This is a genomic window from Streptomyces sp. DH-12 (assembly GCF_002899455.1).
Classification (GTDB): domain Bacteria; phylum Actinomycetota; class Actinomycetes; order Streptomycetales; family Streptomycetaceae; genus Streptomyces.
The window spans coordinates 1,676,782-1,694,693 of the sequence record NZ_PPFB01000001.1; the positions used below are offsets into that span (position 1 = coordinate 1,676,782).

Annotated in this window: 14 protein-coding genes; 4 read left to right on the forward strand and 10 right to left on the reverse strand. The window is 71.0% G+C overall.

What is annotated here, in order from left to right:
- Positions 1-159 precede the first annotated feature (159 nt).
- The 8 genes from C1708_RS06400 to C1708_RS06435 all read right to left on the reverse strand — a co-directional run bounded on the left by C1708_RS06400 (position 160) and on the right by C1708_RS06435 (position 10,013).
- Positions 160-2,943, reverse strand: a complete 2,784-nt coding sequence (locus tag C1708_RS06400; RefSeq protein ID WP_106411732.1) for an ATP-binding protein — start codon at positions 2,941-2,943, stop codon at positions 160-162.
- 90 nt (positions 2,944-3,033) lie between these two features.
- Positions 3,034-3,246: a hypothetical protein gene (locus C1708_RS34345; RefSeq protein ID WP_198602413.1), complete on the reverse strand. Its 213-nt coding sequence runs from the start codon at positions 3,244-3,246 to the stop codon at positions 3,034-3,036.
- 219 nt (positions 3,247-3,465) lie between these two features.
- Entirely contained in the window at positions 3,466-4,707 is a 1,242-nt protein-coding gene (locus C1708_RS06410; protein ID WP_106411733.1) for a low temperature requirement protein A, read from the reverse strand.
- Positions 4,704-4,997, reverse strand: coding sequence for a putative antibiotic biosynthesis monooxygenase (locus tag C1708_RS06415; RefSeq protein ID WP_198602414.1), 294 nt, complete (start codon positions 4,995-4,997; stop codon positions 4,704-4,706). Before C1708_RS06415 ends, C1708_RS06410 begins: the two co-directional genes overlap by 4 nt.
- 399 nt (positions 4,998-5,396) lie before the next feature.
- Positions 5,397-6,854 carry an aldehyde dehydrogenase family protein gene (locus C1708_RS06420; RefSeq protein WP_106411735.1) on the reverse strand — a complete coding sequence of 486 codons (1,458 nt, stop codon included), beginning with the start codon at positions 6,852-6,854 and terminating at the stop codon, positions 5,397-5,399.
- A gap of 328 nt (positions 6,855-7,182) precedes the next feature.
- Positions 7,183-8,418, reverse strand: coding sequence for an IS701 family transposase (locus C1708_RS06425; RefSeq protein WP_106411736.1), 1,236 nt, complete (start codon positions 8,416-8,418; stop codon positions 7,183-7,185).
- Positions 8,419-8,470: 52 nt separating this feature from the next.
- Positions 8,471-8,749 (reverse strand): hypothetical protein, encoded by a 279-nt coding sequence (locus C1708_RS34930; RefSeq protein WP_241911185.1) that lies wholly within the window; start codon positions 8,747-8,749, stop codon positions 8,471-8,473.
- Positions 8,750-9,542: 793 nt separating this feature from the next.
- Positions 9,543-10,013 carry a nuclear transport factor 2 family protein gene (locus C1708_RS06435; RefSeq protein WP_106411737.1) on the reverse strand — a complete coding sequence of 157 codons (471 nt, stop codon included), beginning with the start codon at positions 10,011-10,013 and terminating at the stop codon, positions 9,543-9,545.
- Positions 10,014-10,173: 160 nt separating this feature from the next.
- Between C1708_RS06435 and C1708_RS06440 the strand changes: the two genes are divergently transcribed.
- Positions 10,174-10,617: an Rrf2 family transcriptional regulator gene (locus tag C1708_RS06440; protein ID WP_106411738.1), complete on the forward strand. Its 444-nt coding sequence runs from the start codon at positions 10,174-10,176 to the stop codon at positions 10,615-10,617.
- A 369-nt stretch (positions 10,618-10,986) separates the two neighbouring features.
- On the opposite strand, the gene C1708_RS06445 is transcribed toward C1708_RS06440, so the two are convergent.
- Positions 10,987-11,277, reverse strand: coding sequence for a hypothetical protein (locus C1708_RS06445; RefSeq protein WP_502696054.1), 291 nt, complete (start codon positions 11,275-11,277; stop codon positions 10,987-10,989).
- A gap of 215 nt (positions 11,278-11,492) precedes the next feature.
- On the opposite strand from C1708_RS06445, the gene C1708_RS06450 reads away from it, so the two are divergent.
- From C1708_RS06450 to C1708_RS06460, 3 genes are all read left to right on the forward strand, one after another.
- Positions 11,493-12,242 (forward strand): GPR1/FUN34/YaaH family transporter, encoded by a 750-nt coding sequence (locus C1708_RS06450; protein WP_274543371.1) that lies wholly within the window; start codon positions 11,493-11,495, stop codon positions 12,240-12,242.
- 199 nt (positions 12,243-12,441) lie between these two features.
- A complete protein-coding gene (locus C1708_RS06455; protein WP_502696116.1) occupies positions 12,442-14,847 on the forward strand; it encodes a molybdopterin oxidoreductase family protein in 2,406 nt (801 codons plus the stop codon).
- Positions 14,844-15,326: a hypothetical protein gene (locus C1708_RS06460; protein WP_106411741.1), complete on the forward strand. Its 483-nt coding sequence runs from the start codon at positions 14,844-14,846 to the stop codon at positions 15,324-15,326. Before C1708_RS06455 ends, C1708_RS06460 begins: the two co-directional genes overlap by 4 nt.
- Before the next feature lie 494 nt (positions 15,327-15,820).
- On the opposite strand, the gene C1708_RS06465 is transcribed toward C1708_RS06460, so the two are convergent.
- Positions 15,821-17,890: a SpoIIE family protein phosphatase gene (locus tag C1708_RS06465; RefSeq protein WP_198602415.1), complete on the reverse strand. Its 2,070-nt coding sequence runs from the start codon at positions 17,888-17,890 to the stop codon at positions 15,821-15,823.
- Positions 17,891-17,912: the final 22 nt, after the last annotated feature.

The following is a 17,912-nucleotide window of genomic DNA, read 5'->3' on the forward strand; positions in this document are numbered from 1 at the left end:
GTCCGCTCCTCGTGGTCTCGCCCGGGTACCGGGCGGATTCGATGTCTCCACGAGAATGGCTCGGCCGCCGTGCCGACAGCCTCCGTCAGCTGACTGACATCCGGCCGACGGCTCGCTCACGTCAGTACCGGGGCAGTGCTGGGACCCGACCGGTGGCTCTCACAGCCGGGTGGCCGGAGGCTCGGGAGGCAGCGCCTCCAGAGCGTCGCGGAGCCCGGCCCGCGACGTGATCCCCAGCTTCGGGAACACACGGTAGAGATGCGACGACACGGTCCGCGGCGAAAGGAACAGACGCGACGCGATCTGCGGGTTCGACAGCCCCGTCGCCGCCAGCCTGGCGACCTCCAGCTCCTGCGGGGTGAGGGCCTCGCCGGCCTTGCCCCGGCCGGTCCGCGTCATCCCGGTGGCGCGGAGCTCCGCCGCGGCCCGGGCCTCCCACGAACGCGCTCCGAGCTCCTCGAAGCGGCCGCGGGCGGCGGCCAGCTGCACCCGGGCCTCGCGGTTGAGCCCCTGACGGCGCAGCCTCTCGCCGTACGCCAGATGAGCACGGCCGGCCTCGAAGGGCCACTGCTCGACGCCCGGCAGCCCGAGCGCCTCCTCGAAGCACCGGACCATGTCCTCGGCAGCCGATGTCATCGCCGTGACCGTGGCCGCGCTCAGCGCGAACCGCGACGAGAGGTGACCGACACCGGCGTCGCGCAGCGCGTCCGCGTGCCGTCGCGCCTCCGCGTGCCGCCCGGAGCGCACGGCGGCCTCGACGAGGTCCGGCGCGGACCACACGGCCTCGGGGTTGAACGCCGGCAGCACACCCGGGGCGCAGATCGCCGTGGCGTGCCGGAACGCCGTCTCGAAGTCGGCGGCGCCGAGGGCCGCCCGGGCCGCCGCCTGGTGGGCGCAGTTCTCCAGCCGCCGCAGGCCCCTGGGACCCGACCACCCCCAGATGTCCTCGCAGTGCTCCCGGCACGCGTCGAGGGCGCCGCGCTGGGCCGCGGCCATTGCAGCGACGTAATGCCCCACCTGGGCGAACAGGTGGTACCCCGTCTCCTCGGACAGTGCGATGAGCTCGTCCGCGGCGCCGGCCGACGCCTGCCACCGGCCGGCGTGCAGGTCGTCCAGGGCGACGAACATCAGGGCCGGCATGCTCGATCCCACCGCGCCGCCGTCGCGTATGACCCGGGACACGGCCTCGCGACAGCCCGGAAGCCGGTCGAGGTACGAGGCGGTCAGGGCGGTGCGGACGACCACGTCGGCGTCACTCTGGTCCCTCAGCCGCGCGATCTCCTCGTCCAGGCGGCGCAGCATGCCGTCGGTGACGGAGCCGAGGTCGTGGTGGACGCGCCCCAGCGACGCCGCGGCGGCGGGCGCCGCCTCGGGGACCCGGGCGAGCACGTCGACCAGAGGCTGCCAGTGCTCGGGCCGGCCCGAGTACTGGCTGACGAGGGTGAGGGTGAACAGCGCGGTCTCCAGCTCCTCGTGCGGCGGTCCGGGCGTCACCGGGGCCTGCTCGACCGCCTCCATCAGGAGTGCGTGGGCCGTATCGGCGTCGCCTTCCGTGACGAGCACCAGGAAGCCGGCCGTCGCGGCCGCCGAGAGCGACCGGGCCGCCGGATTGCCCTCGACCTCACGCATGATCTCGTGGCTGACCTCCAGACGGCCTGTGACCCAGGCGGCGGCATAGGCGGCCTGCGACAGGCGGCGCCTGCGGTCCGCTCGGTCGGTGCTCAGCTCGGCCGCGCGCCGCAATCTCGCGATCGCGCCGTCGGCGTCACCGCGCCGCAGGCTGCTCCGGGCCGCCGACTCCACCACGGCGGCGACCGCCTCGTCGGGCGCCGTCGTGGCTCTCGCGAGGTGATCACCGCGCCGCTCGGGCTGGTCGGCCAGCGCGTCGGCCAGCCGGCGGTGGGCGCCGCGCCGCTGTTCACCGGTGGAACCGTCGACCACCGCGGACCTGACCAGCGGATGCCTGAAGCGCACCGCGCGGCCGTTCTCCGTGACCATGACCAGGTGGTCACGCTCCGCGGGAGCGAGTTCCTCGAGGCTGCCCGGTCCGCCGGCCGCCTCGAGGACGCCGATGTCGCCGGAGCCCTCAAGAGCCGCGAGCAGCAGTACCTCACGCGTTCCCCGCGGCAGTCGTCCGACGCGGGCGCCGTACAGAGCGCGGACATCCCGCCCCGGGCCGCTCGCCCACCCCGTCCCTCGGCCGTGCCGGTCGCCGGACACCCCGGTGGACCCGGCGAACTCGAGCAGCGCCAGGGGATTTCCCTGCGCCTCGTGGGCCACGGTCGAAAGGACCCGGCGGGGAAGGTGAGCAAAGCGTCGGGACAGCAGCCGCAGGGCGTCCGCGTCACCCAGCGGCGCGACCTGAAGCTCCGGCAGACCGGTGGACCGGAGGGATTCGCCGGAGTCCGCCCGCTGCGCTCCGAGCAGCCCGATGCGGCGGCCCTCCAGTCTTCTGGCGACGAAACCCACCGCGGCCCGGCTCGCCTGGTCGACGACATGAAGGTCATCGACCACGAGGAGCAACGGCCGCTCCTTCGCGGCCTCGTCGAACAGGGACAGTGCCGCGTTCAGGACGGCGATCCGGCTCGGCGCGGGACCGGCGCCGAGACCGAGGGCGACCTCGAGGGCCTCCCGCATGGAACGCGGCAGACGACCGAGCTCGTCCGGCAGCGAGCCGACGAGCTGATGGAGCCCCGCGAAGCTGATGTCCGTCTCGTACTCGACACCGCTCCCGCGGACGACCCGCACTCCCTTCGCCACCGCCAGCTCGGCGGTCGCGTCCAGGAGTGCCGTCTTCCCCACGCCCGGATCACCGGTGAGCAGCAGAACAGCTCCGTCCGTCCCGGCCATGTCCAGGAACGCCGCCAGCTCGGCGAGCTCGCCCTCCCGGCCGACCAGCCCGGTCGGGCCGACGCCCGTGCCTGTCCCTGACTTCGCCCACATCCGCCGCGTCCCTCGTCCTGCCTCGCGAAGCAGTGGAAACACTAGCCACGCACCTGACCAGGAAGTATCGCACCCACCGGCAAACGGAGCCTAAAGCCATCTGCTTCGCCGGCACCCGCAGGACGTGGCCCTGTTGTGGAGCCGGAGGTGGTCCTTGGCGGGGAACAGGTCCTCGATGTCAGCCTTCCTGGGGAGCCCTTCGAGTCGGCTGATGACGGTGATGTGGGTGGCGTCGACGTTGGCGGCCCGAGCGGCGTCGAGGACCTTGGTGGTCTCGGCTCCGTCGATGAGTACGCGACCCACTCGGCGGTGCCCACAGCGCGTACGGTCGCGTGGGTCACCGCGTCCGCGCCCCGCCGTGAGGACGTTGTCCAGGGCCGGCGGGTCCGCGGTGCCGAGCGGGTGCGTCCCCGTCGTCGGCGTGGACAACGTGTCACCGTCGTCGAGCGGGTGCACCGGGCGCACGGCACGGACGCCGTCGTACGCCGTGCCGGCCAGGTTTCCGCGGCGGCGGGGGTGTCCTCACAGAACTGGCACCGCGGCGCCTTCCTCGCCCCTCCCGCGCTCCGGGCTCGCCCCGAGCGTCGTCAGCGTCACCCCGGCTGCCACCGCCAGCGCCGCCACCAGTCCCGCCGCGAGCACCGCCCAGTGACCCAGGAACGTACAGACGACCACCAGCAGCGCCGTGGCCGGCAGCACCGACTGCTGGGCGATCCCCACCTTGTAGAAGCGCGAGTGCAGCGCCCATACCGTGAGCAGGAACAGCGCTGTCGGCAGCGTCACCGCCGCCGACGCCGACAGCGTCGAAAGGTGCGTCCTGCCCACCGCCTGCTCCACCGCCACCTCCAGGCCGACCCCGATCGCGGCACCCGAGACGAAGATCAGGTAATGACCGTAGCCCCAGAGGAAGGACTGCCGGCTGGACCGGAGGTGCCCGTGGATGGGGACCGCGAAGTACACCCACCAGGCGGCGAAGATGATCAGCAGTCCGCCGGCGGCGATGGGCAGCAACTCACCCAGGGCCTCGTGCTCGCCGATCCCCGACTTCACGGCGACGGTGGCCGCCGCGATGGTCTCGCCGAGCACGATGAGCGTGAGCAGCCCGTACCGTTCGGCGATGTGGCGGGGGTGCCACGGCGTGGGGTGGGCCCGCTCCGCGTACAGCGGTACGGCCATCTCCAGTGGCGCCATCACCAGGAAGACCCACGGGCGGCCGGCCTCCGGCAGGGCCAGCAGCCCCAGCCAGCCGATCTGGCACAGCCCGATGGCGTACCGCCGCGCCATCGTCCGCTCGGAGCCCTGGCTCGACCACGCCACGCGCAGCCACTGCGCCGTCATGGCGAGCCGCATGATCACATAGCCCAGGACGACGACCAGGTACGCGTGTTCCTCGAACGCCTGGGAGACGCCCGCCGTCAGGACGAGCACGCCGGCTATCTGGATCAGCGTGACGATCCGGTACAGCACGTCGTCGTTGTCGTAGGCCGAGGCGAACCACGTGAAGTTCATCCACGCCCACCAGATGGCGAAGAAGATCATCAAGTAGTTGAGGATCCCCTCGCCCGTGTGTCCCTCGACCATGGCGTGCACCAGCTGGGCGCCTGCCTGGGCCATGGCCACGATGAAGCACAGGTCGAAGAAGAGCTCCAGTGAGGAGACGCCGCGGTGGGTCTCGTCGCGGCCTCGCGCCGTGAGCCTGCGCAGTGGTCTGTGGTGTGCGGGCGCCGCGGAGCACACCGGCGGCGGAGTCGGGCTGTTCGTCATCTGGTGAGCCACGCTCCGAAATGCCGCTGCAGTCGGGGATTGATCTGCCAGACCATCGCTGCCGCCGCCGCCGGGACGAGTACAGCGAGTCGCACCGGCAGGTACAGATCCTCCAGAACAGGGTTCGTGGCCAGGCCCAGCAGGACGATGGTGGGGTAGATACCGCACACGGTGAGGAGCCACAGCTTCCAGCGCCGGACGGCGGCCGGAACGGTGGGGTCCAGCCGGGGTTCGGCGTTCGCGGACGCGTTCCGGCTCTGCTCCCGGGGCGTGTGCCGGATGTCCGTCATTGCCGGTGGGCTCGGCAGTCCGGGATCGTCGGCACCGTAGGCATGGGAAACACTTCTCTCGTTCATGGACCGCTCCGAATCGACATGCTGCGTATCGTTGTGATTCCACCGGTTCCTGCGCGACCGAGGCGATGTCGGCGCTGCGCGACGGGCTGCCCGCGCGCAACAGCGCCAGCGGTTGCCGGGTGAGCAGCCCGGCGCTCAGCGCGATCGGCACCAGTCGCTGCGGGACACGACCGTGCAGAGGCAACGGGTGCACGGCTTCCGCAAGCCCCTCAGCCAGAGCGAGACCAGGAGGGTTCGTCGCTCCGGTGATCAGAATCGAGGCCATGGCGCACCCTTCCTGTGCAGGAGGGCTGCCCGGCGCCCAGGCGGGCGCCGGGCCAGGTGATGATCTGATCAGTGAGCGGACTGGGTGTGGTCCTGCTCCACGTACACCTTGAGGGCCTGGAACTCCTCGATCGCCCGCGGGCCGCACAGGTAGCCGTAGCCGCTTCCCTTGACGCCGCCCTCCTCGAAGTCCTCGCTGATGGCTCCCCAGGTGTTGATCCATACCGTGCCGGTGCGGATGCGCCGGGCGATCCGGCGGGCCTTCATCGAGTCCGAGCTGAACACCGAGGCGGCCAGGCCGTAGATGGTGGCGTTCGCCTTGGTCACGGCGTCGTCCTCGTCGTCGAAGATCTCGAACGTCTGGACCGGACCGAAGACCTCTTCCTGCACGATCCGGACGTCGGTGCGGTCCACCTCGACCAGGCTCGGCCGGTAGAACGCGCCGGCGGCCAGCGGGCCGTCGGTGACCACACCGCCGCGCAGCAGTACCGTGCCGTACGAGGTGGCTTCCTCGACGATCGCGTCCACCCGCTGGGCGGACGCCCGGTCGATCACCGGGCCGAGCTGGGCCTTCTCGTCGTCGCCCGACCCGAGCCGCACCTGCGCGAGCGCGTGGGTGAGCCGGGTGCGCACCTGGTCGGCGATGTCCCGGTGAACCAGTACGCGGGAGCCGGTGCAGCAGAACTGCCCGTTCATCAGCACCAGCGACTGCACGACGGTCGGGATCACCATGTCCAGATCGGCGTCGGGAAGGATCACCATCGGCGCCTTGCCGCCCAGTTCCAGACCGAGCCGCTTGAGCGTGGTGGAGGCCGCGGCCGCGATACGGCGGCCGACCGGCGTACTGCCGGTGTAGTTGATCACGGCGACCTTGTCCGAGGAGACCAGGAACGGGGCCCCGGTGTTGCCGGACTCGGTGAACACGCTGACCACGCCCGCCGGGATCTCCGGGACCGAGGCCAGGACCTGCGCGAAAAGCTCATTGGTCAGTGCCGTCTGAGCCGGAAGTTTGACCACGACGGTGCAGCCGGCGGCCAGCGCCGGGCCCAGTGCCCGCACGGTCAGCATGACGGGGGAGTTCCAGGGAGAAATGATCCCGGCGACACCGAGCGGCTCGGGCACCGAGTGGGTGTACTGGCCGGGTGCCGTCTCGGCGGCACGCCCGGCGGTCTGGGTGCGCGCAGAGGCCGCCGCGTACCGCAGCCACCCGACTGCACCGCTGACCTCCCACGTGGTCTCACCCAGCAGCTTGCCGTTCTCCCGGGACAACATGGCCGCGACCTCGGGCACCCGGGCCTCGAGGGCGTCGGCCAGCCGGCTGAGCGCGGTCGCCCGGAGCGAGGGAGTGCGCGCCCATTCGGTGGCCTCGAACGCGGCGGCGGCTGCGTCCACGGCGGCCGAGGCCTCCGCCTCGCCACCGTCGTAGAACGAGCCGACGACGGTGCCGTCGGCCGGGTTGATCGATTCCAGAACCGAGCCGGAGCCGGTCCACTGTCCGTTGATCCAGTGCTGCGCGATGGTGTTCATGGTCCGCTCCTCGTGGTCTCACCCGGGTACCGGGCGGATTCGATGTCTCCACGAGAATGGCTCGGCCGCCGTGCCGACAGCCTCCGTCAGCTGACTGACATCCGGCCGACAGCGCGCTTACGTCAGTGCCGGGGCAGTGCTGGGACCCGCGGGAACGTCCCTGGCCTTCAGGGCGGTGAAGTCGGCGTGCGCGGCCTAGTAGTACTTCGTTAGGTTCTGGGCTGTCTGTGGCGGGTTCGTGGGCTGGGCAGAGGGCGGCCGCAGGTGGCGCAGGCACCGGTCCAGCACCTCAGCAGGTCTTGAAGAACGTCAAGGACCTGGTAGAGGGTCAGGCCGGTGTGTGGGCTTTTGGGTCGAGCCGCCGGAGGGTGAGGAATGCCTGGGCGGCGGTGACGAGGGTGACGTGGTGGTGCCAGCCGCGCCAGGTGCGGCCCTCGAAGTGGTCCAGGCCCAGGCCGTGCTTGAGTTCGCGGTAGTCGTGTTCGATCCGCCAGCGCATCTTCGCCCATCGCACCAGGTCGGCGACCGGGGTCGAAGCGGGCAGGTTCGACATCCAGTAGCCGGTCGGAGCGTCCTGGCCGTCCGGCCACTCAACCAGCAGGGTCTGGGTGGGCAGGACGCCGTCCCATCGGTTGCGGCCGCCGCCCGCCTCCTGGGCCGCGGCCAGGGACTGCTTACCCGCGGGCCGCACCGTCAGGACCGCGAACCGGGAGATCATCGCGCCTTTGCTGCCCTGACGCCAGGTCACCTCGGCGAACCGGCCGACACCGGCTTCGGCCGCGAGGACCGAGACGGCTCGTGGTGGAGTGCGGTAGCGGGGCAGCGTCGGCGGGCCGAGCCCGCTGTAAGCGGGCTGGTACGGCTCGGCATTCTCCGGGTGGGCGACTTCCTTCCCGGTCAGCGCGAGCACATAGGACAGCCCGCGCTGTTGAAGACCGAGCCGGAACGGGGTGCTGACGCCGTAGCCGGCATCGGCGACCACGACCGGAGCCTTCAGCTGCCACTCGTCGAGCGTGTCGAGCAGGCCGAGCGCCAGGCGCCACTTCTCCTGGTGCACCACCTCGTCGGGCACTCCTGCCCTGCGGCACCGCTGCGGTGCATCCGTCCACTCGCGTGGCAGATACAACTCCCAGTTCAGCGGACACGACGCGGTGTCGGTGGCGGCATGGACACTGACCGCGACCTGGCAGTTCGCCCGCTTGCCGACCGCTCCGCAGTACTGCCGGGTCACCCCCACCGACGCGGTGCCGCACTTGGGGAACGACACATCGTCGACCACCCACACCTCGGGCCCGATCACCTCGGACAGCCGCTCGGCGATCCGCTGCCTGACCGGCAGCGGATCCCACGGCGACTGGTTCACGAACTGCTGCAGAGCCTGCATGTTCCCGTCCGGCAGCCGCTCGGCCATCGGCTGGATCGACTTGCGCCGGCCGTCGAGCATCAGGCCCCGCAGATAACACTCGCCCCACCGCCGCTGATCCCGCCGCGGCAGCGACCCGAACACATCGGCAACGAACTCCGCCAACTCACCCCGGAGCCGTTCCACCTCCCCCAGCTTCACCCTGGGAGGCTGCCCACCATCAGCCGAGATCACCCAACGTAACGAAGCACTACTAGACGGCTTCGGGGTACGCCTCGCGCTCGGCGTGCTCGGCGAGCGCCCGGTGGATGCTGGCGACGGAGGGGTTCTGTCCCTTGCGCTTGCCGGTGGGGATGATCAGGTCGGGCTGGATCTGCTCGACGGACTCGCCGCCCGCGCGGCGGCGGAGCACGGTGTGGAGCATGTCGGCGGTGATGACCGGGGGCCGGCCGCCGTGCCCGCCCTTGCGGGCCGCGGTGTCGAGCCCCTCCAGCGTCGACTCCGGGATGTTCTCCCGTTCGGTCTCCGCCATCGCCGCGAAGAACGCGAACAGCAGCTTGCCGGGGCCGGTGGGGCCGTAGACGCCGGGCAGGGGGCCCGGCGAGCATCTCCAGGACCAGGCCGTGGGCGGTGAGGTGGTCGGCGAGCGCGGTGAGTCCGGCGGCGTCGCGGCCGAGCCGCTTCGTCTCGCGCACGGTGAAGATGACGCGGCAGTGCGGGGCGTGGGCCTTGCCCTCCCGCGCCGTACGAGCGCCTCCTCGAACCGGGCCCTCCGCGGACGCGGGTGCTGATCTTCTCGCTGAAGCTCTCGTCCTTCGGGATGCCGTGGCCCGCAAGGCCTCGAGCTGGGAGTCGTCGTCCTGCCCAAGGGCGGAGCAAGGGGCGCGAGTGGTGCCGTCTCCTACGCCGGTTTCCGCGCCGGTCTCCGCGCCGGTTCTCGTGATCGTCACGGACTCATGGCAGGCCGAGCCCTCCACGGTCCGCGCACGCGTGGAACTCGTCCACGGTCGGCGTCGGATGCGCAGGGCTCGGCGGCATGGGGAAGGGCGGTCCGGCCCCGCGTACCTCGATCCCCGCGTACCTCGATGATCTTCGGGGTGGGGTCTCGTCGCAGCCGTGTGTCTCGTGGAGGCGGGCCCGGAGAACGTCACTCGATGTGGGTCGTCGCCCTACCTGCCGGCCAGGTCTGCTGACACTCGATGAGCCGGCCTGCCGGGTCGTGTCGGCGGTTGGGTGCGAACAACACCTTTGTTCAGGAAGCAGCGCCGGGTATGCGGCCCGAAGAAGGGAGCGTCTTGTCGCATACTCGGCGCTGACCGGCAGAGTTACGCCGTCGTGGCTGCTGTCCCGGCGGCTTCGACTGCGGACTTGAAGTCGGGGTGGACCCCGATTTGATCAAGCCACACGCTCATCGAGTTGTAGCAGTTGAACCTTTCGACCTTTCCGTCACGGAGGTACCAGAGGTCCGCCGCCGGCACGTCGATCCGGTTCCCGGTCGGCGGGATCTCGCCGGCCGGAGTCGGAAACCCTCCGAGATGCGTGCCCTGGATCCGCAACTCGACGGCGACGACATCACCGAACACATGCACCTCGAGCAGCTCACGGTGTACATCGGGGAACGAGCGGGCGAGGCCCGCGATCACCTGAGGAATCTGCTCTCCGCGGAAACTCTGCGAGGTCGACATGTCGTTGAACGACCCGTCCTCGGTGAACAAGGCCAGGAAACCGTCACCGTCGAGAACGTTCCCTTCCGCGAGCCGGTAAGCCTCGCGAATGATCTTTTCGTTGCTTTCCATTCCCGTTCTCCTTTGAGTTCGCAACACGCTCAGGTCCGCGCTTGCCCTTGATCGACCCTTTCCGGCCGTCGTAACAATAATCGTTACGTCAGATTGTCGCAACCTTCACGGTTGCGACTGCACTGTCGTAACATGGAGCGTTGCGACCGGAGGAGGGATCATGAGCGCCAACAGCAGGCTGACCATGGCCGCCCATGCGCTGGCCTGGATCGGTCTCTACCAGCGCCAGGGCCACGAGGTCGCCACCTCCGAGCAGATCGCAGCCAGCGCGAACACCAACCCCGTGGTGATCAGGCGGCTGCTCGGCGAGCTGCGCAGGGCCGGGCTCGTGGAGTCCCGGCGGGGCGCGGGCGCGGGCTGGTCGCTGGCGCGCGAGCTGGGGTCGATCACCCTGCTCGACGTGTACGAGGCAGTGGAACCCGGCCCGCTGTTCGCGATGCACCGCGCCACCCCGGACCAGGGATGCGTGGTGGGTCACGGCATCCAGCCGGCAATGCAGGGCATCTACCAGGACATCGAGGAGACCCTGAGACGCGAACTGGCCCGCGTCACGCTCGAGAAGGTGCTCAAGGACGTACTCGCGGCACCTCGCCAGCCTCTCTGATCAGCTGGGCGGCCCCGTGCGGGCCGTAGGGTTCGGCGTGGGTTCTGCCCACCGGGGCGGAGTGACGTGAGCGTGGAGATGGAATCCCGCGCCGAACGCGTTGGATCCGCCGCCGGAACAGACGGCGGGCGCAGGCCGAGCTCACCGCGGACCAGGCCGTGCTCGTCCAGCGGCTCCACGACGACGAGCGGGAGAAGGCCGTCCAGCAGATCCCCGGCGGATTCGGCGTGCCCCGTTTCACGGTGCACGGGCACCTCGCCAAGCCCAGACCGTCCCCCACCAGGCCCAGACCGTCCCCCGCCAGGCCCAGAAGGCTGCGACCGCCCGCCCAGCCGGACAGCCGGACAGACCATCGGCTGCCGCACTTCCTCAGGCCCCGGGTTCCTCCGGTGACGTCGGCGGCTCGGCCGGCGTCGGCATGGGCGGCCGGAGGAGGACGGCACGGGCCACGGAGGGGGCGAACAGGCTGGTGACGGGTGCGCAGGGGCCCCGTACGGAGCGGAAGGCGGTCCCCACCACCGGGTCACCGGGACAGCGCTCCAGGACGCGCCGCAGGTACCAGCCGGCGACGCGGTCCGCCGGCCCGGAGGCCAGGGCACCGACCACCGTCAGCAGGACGTTCAGCATGCCCGTCTGCTTGCCCGGCCGTGAAAGGAACATGTCCTTTCAGCCCGTCGACCCGCCCGATGGACCAGCCCCGCCGTAGACGACTGCTCCGGGTCATCGGACAGGTCCGGCGTGTTCCCAGGTGCTCCCATGGCTGGGCAAGCGGCTCGGCACCGCGTGAGCCATCCACCGGAGAACCCCAGAAGGCGCAAGAAGTCGATCCAGGGTAGGAAGGGACGAGTCCAGGAATCAACGCCGTGGAGCCCGAGATGGTCAATTCCGCGAACGGGGGCGCGCACCCCGGCGCCCGGCCCGCGGGAACCGGTGGGGAACGGCCCGACAGTGCGCGGGAGGAGGCGAGAGAGCCTTATTCGCGCATTGTCGTGCGTCCCGTGGGCAGTCCTCTGCCCCTGGGGTTCGTGGGGCTGTCCGGTGGCACCTTCGTCCTGGCGGGGCTGCAGCTCGGCTGGGTTCCGGCGGCTCAGTCGCACGCGGTCGCGCTGGTGCTGCTGGCCTTCGTCTTCCCGGTGCAGGCGCTGGCGAGCGTGCTGGGGTTCCTGTGCCGTGACGCCGTCGCGGCAACAGGCATGGGCGTGCTGGCCGGCACCTGGCTGGCGATGGGTGCGATCATGGCGAGCGGTCCGCCGGGGGCCACCAGCGAAGCCGCCGGGCTGCTGCTCCTGCTGGCCGGGCTCGCGCTGCTGATACCGGTCACGGCCGGCGGAGCCGACAAACTCGTCGCCTCCGTGGTCCTGGTCACGTCGTCACTGCGCTTCTTCCTCACCGGCGCCTACCACCTGTCCGGCGGCACGGCGTGGAAGGAGGCGGCCGGCATCACGGGCCTGGTGCTCACCGCTGTCGCGCTGTACGCCGCACTGGCCTTCGAAGTCGAAGACGTCAGGCACCGTGCGGTGCTGCCGACGCTGCGGCGAGGCTCGGGGGCCGGAGCCTTCGACGGTACCTCCGGGCACCAGTTCGCCGACGTCATCAAGGAAGCCGGAGTGCGCCGGGAGCTGTGACGGCACCGGCCGTCCGGCCGGGGAGTTCTTCCTTGCGGGAAATCGTCCCGTCCGGTCCGGGTACCCATCGCCCGTGTCATCGCCGCGCCGGCATGACGCGCGCTACGTGTGACGCTACGTGTGAAAGGGGATGGTGGCCGTGGGCCGCAGGGACGCGATCGCCGAGCCGTGGGGAAGCCGGACGCCGTACGGGCCGGGCATGCCCTGGCCGGTGCGGGTGGACACCCACCTGGCGGAAGGCGTGAGCGCCGAGCAGGTGGACCGGTGGGTGCCGTCGGCGTCCATCCTGCATTCGAACGGGGATGCGATGGACATCGCGGTGAAGGACGGCCGGATCGTCGGGGTGCGGGGCCGGGCGCACGACCGGGTCAACCACGGCCGGCTGGGTCCGAAGGACCTGTTCGGGTGGCAGGCGAACGCCTCCGCCGACCGGCTGACGCGGCCGCTGGTGCGGGAGAACGGCAGGCTGGTGGAGACCGACTGGGACACCGCGATGGACCGCGTCGTGGCACGGACCCGGGAACTCCTGGAGGAGCAGGGACCGAGTGCGATCGGCTTCTACACCACCGGGCAGCTGTTCGCCGAGGAGTACTACACGCTGGGGGTGATCGCCCACGGCGGGCTGGGCACCAACCACGTGGACGGCAACACCCGGCTGTGCACGGCGACCGCGGCGGCGGCGTTGAAGGAGTCGTTCGGCTGTGACGGGCAGCCCGGCTCCTACGCCGACATCGACCACGCGGACGTCATCGCCCTGTTCGGCCACAACATGGCCGAGACGCAGAGCGTGCTGTGGGCGCGGGTGCTGGACCGGCTGGCAGGACCCAACCCGCCCGCCCTGGTCTGCGTCGACCCCCGGACGACGCCGGTGGCACGGGCGGCCACCGTGCACCTGGCACCCCGCCCGGGGACGAACGTGGCGCTGATGAACGGCCTGCTGCACGAGATCATCGCCAACGGCTGGATCGACCGCGACTACATCGACGCCCACGTCGTGGGTTTCGACGAGTTGAGCGAACGGGTCGAGGACTATCCGCCCGAGCACGTGGCGGAGATCTGCGACGTGCCCGCCGACCGGATCCGTGAGGCCGCCCGCGTGCTGGGCACCGCGCAGCGGCTGATGTCCACGGTGCTCCAGGGCTTCTACCAGTCCCACCAGGCCACCGCCGCCGCCGTCCAGGTCAACAACCTGCACCTGGTCCGCGGCATGCTGGGCCGGCCCGGCTGCGGTCTGCTGCAGATGAACGGCCAGCCCTCGGCGGAGAACACCCGCGAGTGCGGCGCGGACGGTGATCTCGCGGGATTCCGCAACTGGTCCAACGACGCACATGTGGCCGACCTGGCCCGCGTGTGGAACATCGACCCGATGCGGATTCCGCACTACTCCCCACCCACCCACGTCATGCAGATGATGCGGTACGCGGAGGACGGGTCCATCCGCATGCTGTGGGTCAGCGCCACCAACCCCGCGGTGTCCCTGCCGGAGCTGAGCCGCATCCGCTCCGTACTTGCCCAGAAGCGGCTGTTCCTGGTGGTCCAGGACCTCTTCCTGACCGAGACGGCACAGCTGGCGGACGTGGTGCTGCCCGCCGCCACCTGGGGCGAGAAGACCGGCACCTTCACCAACGCCGACCGCACGGTCCACCTGTCGGAGAAGGCCGTCGATCCTCCCGGCCAGGCACGTGCGGACCTGGACATCTTCATCGACTACGCGCGCCGCCTGGACCTGCGCGACAAGGACGGCCGGCCGCTGGTGAAGTGGCACGACGCGGAATCGGCCTTCGAGGCGTGGAAGGAATGCAGCCGCGGCCGGCCGTGCGACTACACCGGCCTCACCTACGACAAGCTGCGCGAGCGCGGCGGCATCCAGTGGCCGTGCACCGAGGAGCACCCGGACGGCACCGAACGCCTCTACGCCGACGGCGCGTTCTTCAGCGACCCCGAGTACTGCGAGAGCTACGGCCGGGACCTGCTCACCGGCGCCCCGCTCGAACCCGCCGAGTACAAGGCGCTCAACCCCGACGGCAAGGCCATGCTCAAAGCAGCCGGCTTCCTCCCGCCCCACGAACAGCCCGGCGAGGACTTCCCGTACGTACTGATCACCGGCCGCACGCTCTACCACTTCCACACCCGCACCAAGACCGCCCGCGCCCCCCAACTGCAGGCCGCCGCCCCGGAGGTGTGGGTGGAGATCTCAGCCCGCGACGCGAGCGCGGAGGGACTGGACGAGGGGGATCTGATGGAGGTCACCACACCCCGCGGCAGCGTCCGGGCCAGGCTGCGCATCAGCGGCATCCGCGAGGGCGTGCTGTTCCTCCCCTTCCACTACGGCTACTGGGACACGGACGCCGGACACGAACCCGCCCACGCGGGCCGGGCCGCCAACGAGCTCACCCTCACCGACTGGGACCCCGCGTCCAAGCAGCCGATCTTCAAGACCGCGGCGGCCGCCCTCCACCGCGTCACCACGACCGACGGACCCTCACCCGCTCCGACCACGACGGCCTCCACCCCGGTGGCCGCGCGCGTGCCCGTGACCACCGGCGGGGAGGGCGCACACGCCGAAGAGGATCCGCGCCCGTCGGGCGAGGGAGGCGAGCGATGAAGATCGGGCTGCTGCTGCACGAACTGCACCGCGACGAGAACGACCTCGCGCACGAGCTGCTGCGCGTCTCCGAACGCCACAAGGTCGACCATGAGATCTACCACGTCGCCCGGGATCTGGCCCGCTGGTCGCAGCGGCATGTCCGCACCCTCGCGGACATCGGCGAACGATTCGGCGTCCGGCTCGATCCCGACCCCGTGGACGAGCTGAAGACAGCCGAACGCCTGCGGGACAGGGCCAGCGAGCTCGTCGGCCGAAAACCACAGGTGGCCCTGCTCCTGCTGAGGGACCTCCGGGAGGTCTACATCAAGGCGGCCGGGCTCTCGGTGGACTGGGAGATGCTCGGCCAGGCCGCGCAAGGGCTGAAGGACACCGATCTCCTCGCGACCGTCCAGTCCTGCCACCCCGACACCCTGCGCCAGATGCGGTGGGCGAACGCGAAGCTGAAGGAGTCCTCCACTCAAGTCCTCGTCAGCTGACGGCGACACGGCCGCACACCGGTACACTGACAGCGCGCGTGCAGCGGATCAGGACCGAGTCGGCCCCGGCGTTCCGCTCCCGGGCGTCCTCCTGCTGTCGGACCCCTCCACCAGATCGGTCGCCGCTCCCGGTGATCGCGCCGGCGTGTCCTCCACGGACTTCCGCGCCAGCAGATCCCGCGCCAACGACGCCCTCCGTTGCGAGAACCCACGTCAGTGAAGGCCGGTCTCCGCGTCCGTGCACCTCGTCGGGAACGAGAACGTCAGCCCAGCCTCGCACACGCGGACCAACGGGCAGCCCCACGACGGGCAGGGCCATGCACTGCGGCCCCGGGCATCACCGCATGTGGCCGACCGGGTGGCGTGGTTCCCGGCGCCGTCCGCGGACACCACCTCGCGGCCGGACGGACCCCGCGTCGGATGCCCGGCCCGGATCAGCGCCGGCCGGCCCCGCAGGTGGTGAGCCGGTGGTGGGCGAGCTCCCTGCTGTGCCCTCACCCGGTGCCCGTGCCGGCTCCCTTGTCGGATGCCGTTCGGACCGGCAGGGCCGTCAGTGCCAGGACGGCGAGGTCGTCGCGCAGCCGCTCGCCCCACCAGCGGCGGGCGTCGTCCAGCAGGGCGGTGGCCACGTTCTCGGCGGAGCCCGCCGTGCCGGTCGGCGCCAGGGAGGCGACGATGGCAGCGAGGTCTTCCGGGTCCCGCTGGTCCGCGGCGCCGGCCCCTTCGGTGAAGCCGTCGGTGTAGAGCACCAGGGTGTCGCCGGGTCGTAGCTCCACTTCGGTGACCGCGTGGCTCGGCGTCTCCAGCACGCCCAGCAGGGTGCCCCGTGTGTCCAGTGGCGCGGTGTCGCCGTTCGCCCGGCGCAGGAGCGGTGCGGGGTGGCCGGCGCTGGCGATGTGGAGGCGGGCGGGGAAGCGGGTGGCGTCGAGGACCACGTAGACGAGGGTGCAGAAGGGAGTGCTCTGGCGGCGCAGCGCGTTGTTGACCAGGCTGAGGACGTGCGCGGGGTCGCTGGTGTGCTGGGCGGCGGCCCACACGGTGTGGCGGACCAGACCGGTGATGGCGGCCGCGTCGGGTCCCTTTCCGCAGACGTCTCCGAGGACCAGGACGTGACGGCCGTCGGAGGCGGTGAAGGCGTCGTAGAAGTCACCGCCGATATGCAGCCCCTGGCTGAAGGGGGCGTAGCGGGTGGCGAGGTCGAAGCCCGGCAGGTCGGGCAGTGTGGGTGGGAGCAGGGGACGTTCGAGGGCCCGGGTTGCCTCGCTGAGGCGGTTGAGCAGGCGGTCCTGTTGCGTGCCCACGGCTATCTGGTCGGCGATGTTCTCCAGGGTGGTTATGACGGAACCGGGCAGCGCCAGGCTCGTGGTCAGCGACAGCACGCCGAGCAGTTCCCCGCCGGAGATGAGAGGGAAAGCGGCGAAAGAGCCCCGGCCGCCCGTGAGCGGGGAGGCGTGCGGGTCGGTGCGGGGTGGGACGTCCAGGTGCGGGCGGCGTGCCGCGACGACCTGTTCCACCAGAGCGCGCTGCGTCGTTCGGCAGAAAGACGTGTCGGGGGATCCCGCGTCGTCTTCGGCACAGACGGCGTGGACCAGTTCGCCGCGGGTGTTCAAGCTCCAGATGCACACGCGGTCGGCGCCCAGGCGGTCGGTGGTGGCGCGCACGCACGTGTGCAGGCGTTCGTCCAGTGGCCCTGGCGCCGTCATGGCGGCGGCGACTTCGGCGGTGAGCAGGGCGTGGCCGGTGCGTTCGGCGAGTTTGCGCTGGGCGTGCAGGCGGTCGGTGACGTCCTCGGTGAGGACGAGGGTGCGGCTGCGGCCTTCGGTGTCCAGGAGTTGGCGTACAGCCATGCGCAGGGCCTGGGAGGTACCGTCGCCGCGGACGCGTTCGAAGACCGCGTCGGGCTCGGCGTCACGGTCCGGCCCGGAGGCGGTCAGGTGGCGGTGCAGCGCGGTGCGCTGGTCCTCGGGGAACAGATCGGTCACCGGCCGGTGCACCGAGTCCGGCTCCGTCAGCTCCAGGATGTCGGCGGCCCGGGGGTTCCAGGCGATCACGGCGTCACCGTCCAGCATGAGCACACCGATCGGAGCCTGGGTCAGGAACTGTCCCAGCAGCCGCTCCCCCAGCTGCCGGTCGATCGAGGTCCCCGAAGAAAGGCGCCGTTGAGCAGCGGCCTGCGCCGCGGCGTGCGCACGGCGGTGGGTGAGCCGCTGCAGCAGCTCGCTCACGACCTGCGGCATCCGCTGCGCTGTCTCGCTGTCCTGCACACGGTGAACGACATCGTCGGGGAACAGAAGCGGGAGCACGGCGAGCCTGTCCTGCGTGGCGGGGGCCGCCATCACGGCGACCGCCAGATCCGCGGGGTGGGGCCGCAGGGAGTGAACGACGCCGACAGGCGCCGTGACCCCTTCCCCCAGTACCGCCACCGTGAGCCGGCGCAGACCGGGCGTTCCGCCGGTATGGACCAGCACGTCCTCGGCCGTCGACTGGACGATCTCGGCCGTCGAGGCCAGCTCGGCGGTGAGGGCGTTGACCGTCCGCTGCGGGACGTCGACAAGCAGCAGCAAGGGCAGACCGTGGTTCATCGCG

What these genes read in the sequence shown, in the direction of transcription:
- C1708_RS06400 (WP_106411732.1), bottom strand. Translation starts at nt 2,943, where the DNA reads ATGTGGGCGAAGTCAGGGACAGGCACGGGCGTCGGCCCGACCGGGCTG.
- C1708_RS06410 (WP_106411733.1), bottom strand. Translation starts at nt 4,707, where the DNA reads ATGACGAACAGCCCGACTCCGCCGCCGGTGTGCTCCGCGGCGCCCGCA.
- C1708_RS06415 (WP_198602414.1), bottom strand. Translation starts at nt 4,997, where the DNA reads ATGACGGACATCCGGCACACGCCCCGGGAGCAGAGCCGGAACGCGTCC.
- C1708_RS06420 (WP_106411735.1), bottom strand. Translation starts at nt 6,854, where the DNA reads ATGAACACCATCGCGCAGCACTGGATCAACGGACAGTGGACCGGCTCC.
- C1708_RS34930 (WP_241911185.1), bottom strand. Translation starts at nt 8,749, where the DNA reads ATGGCGGAGACCGAACGGGAGAACATCCCGGAGTCGACGCTGGAGGGG.
- C1708_RS06435 (WP_106411737.1), bottom strand. Translation starts at nt 10,013, where the DNA reads ATGGAAAGCAACGAAAAGATCATTCGCGAGGCTTACCGGCTCGCGGAA.
- C1708_RS06440 (WP_106411738.1), top strand. Translation starts at nt 10,174, where the DNA reads ATGAGCGCCAACAGCAGGCTGACCATGGCCGCCCATGCGCTGGCCTGG.
- C1708_RS06445 (WP_502696054.1), bottom strand. Translation starts at nt 11,277, where the DNA reads ATGTTCCTTTCACGGCCGGGCAAGCAGACGGGCATGCTGAACGTCCTG.
- C1708_RS06450 (WP_274543371.1), top strand. Translation starts at nt 11,493, where the DNA reads ATGGTCAATTCCGCGAACGGGGGCGCGCACCCCGGCGCCCGGCCCGCG.
- C1708_RS06455 (WP_502696116.1), top strand. Translation starts at nt 12,442, where the DNA reads ATGCCCTGGCCGGTGCGGGTGGACACCCACCTGGCGGAAGGCGTGAGC.
- C1708_RS06460 (WP_106411741.1), top strand. Translation starts at nt 14,844, where the DNA reads ATGAAGATCGGGCTGCTGCTGCACGAACTGCACCGCGACGAGAACGAC.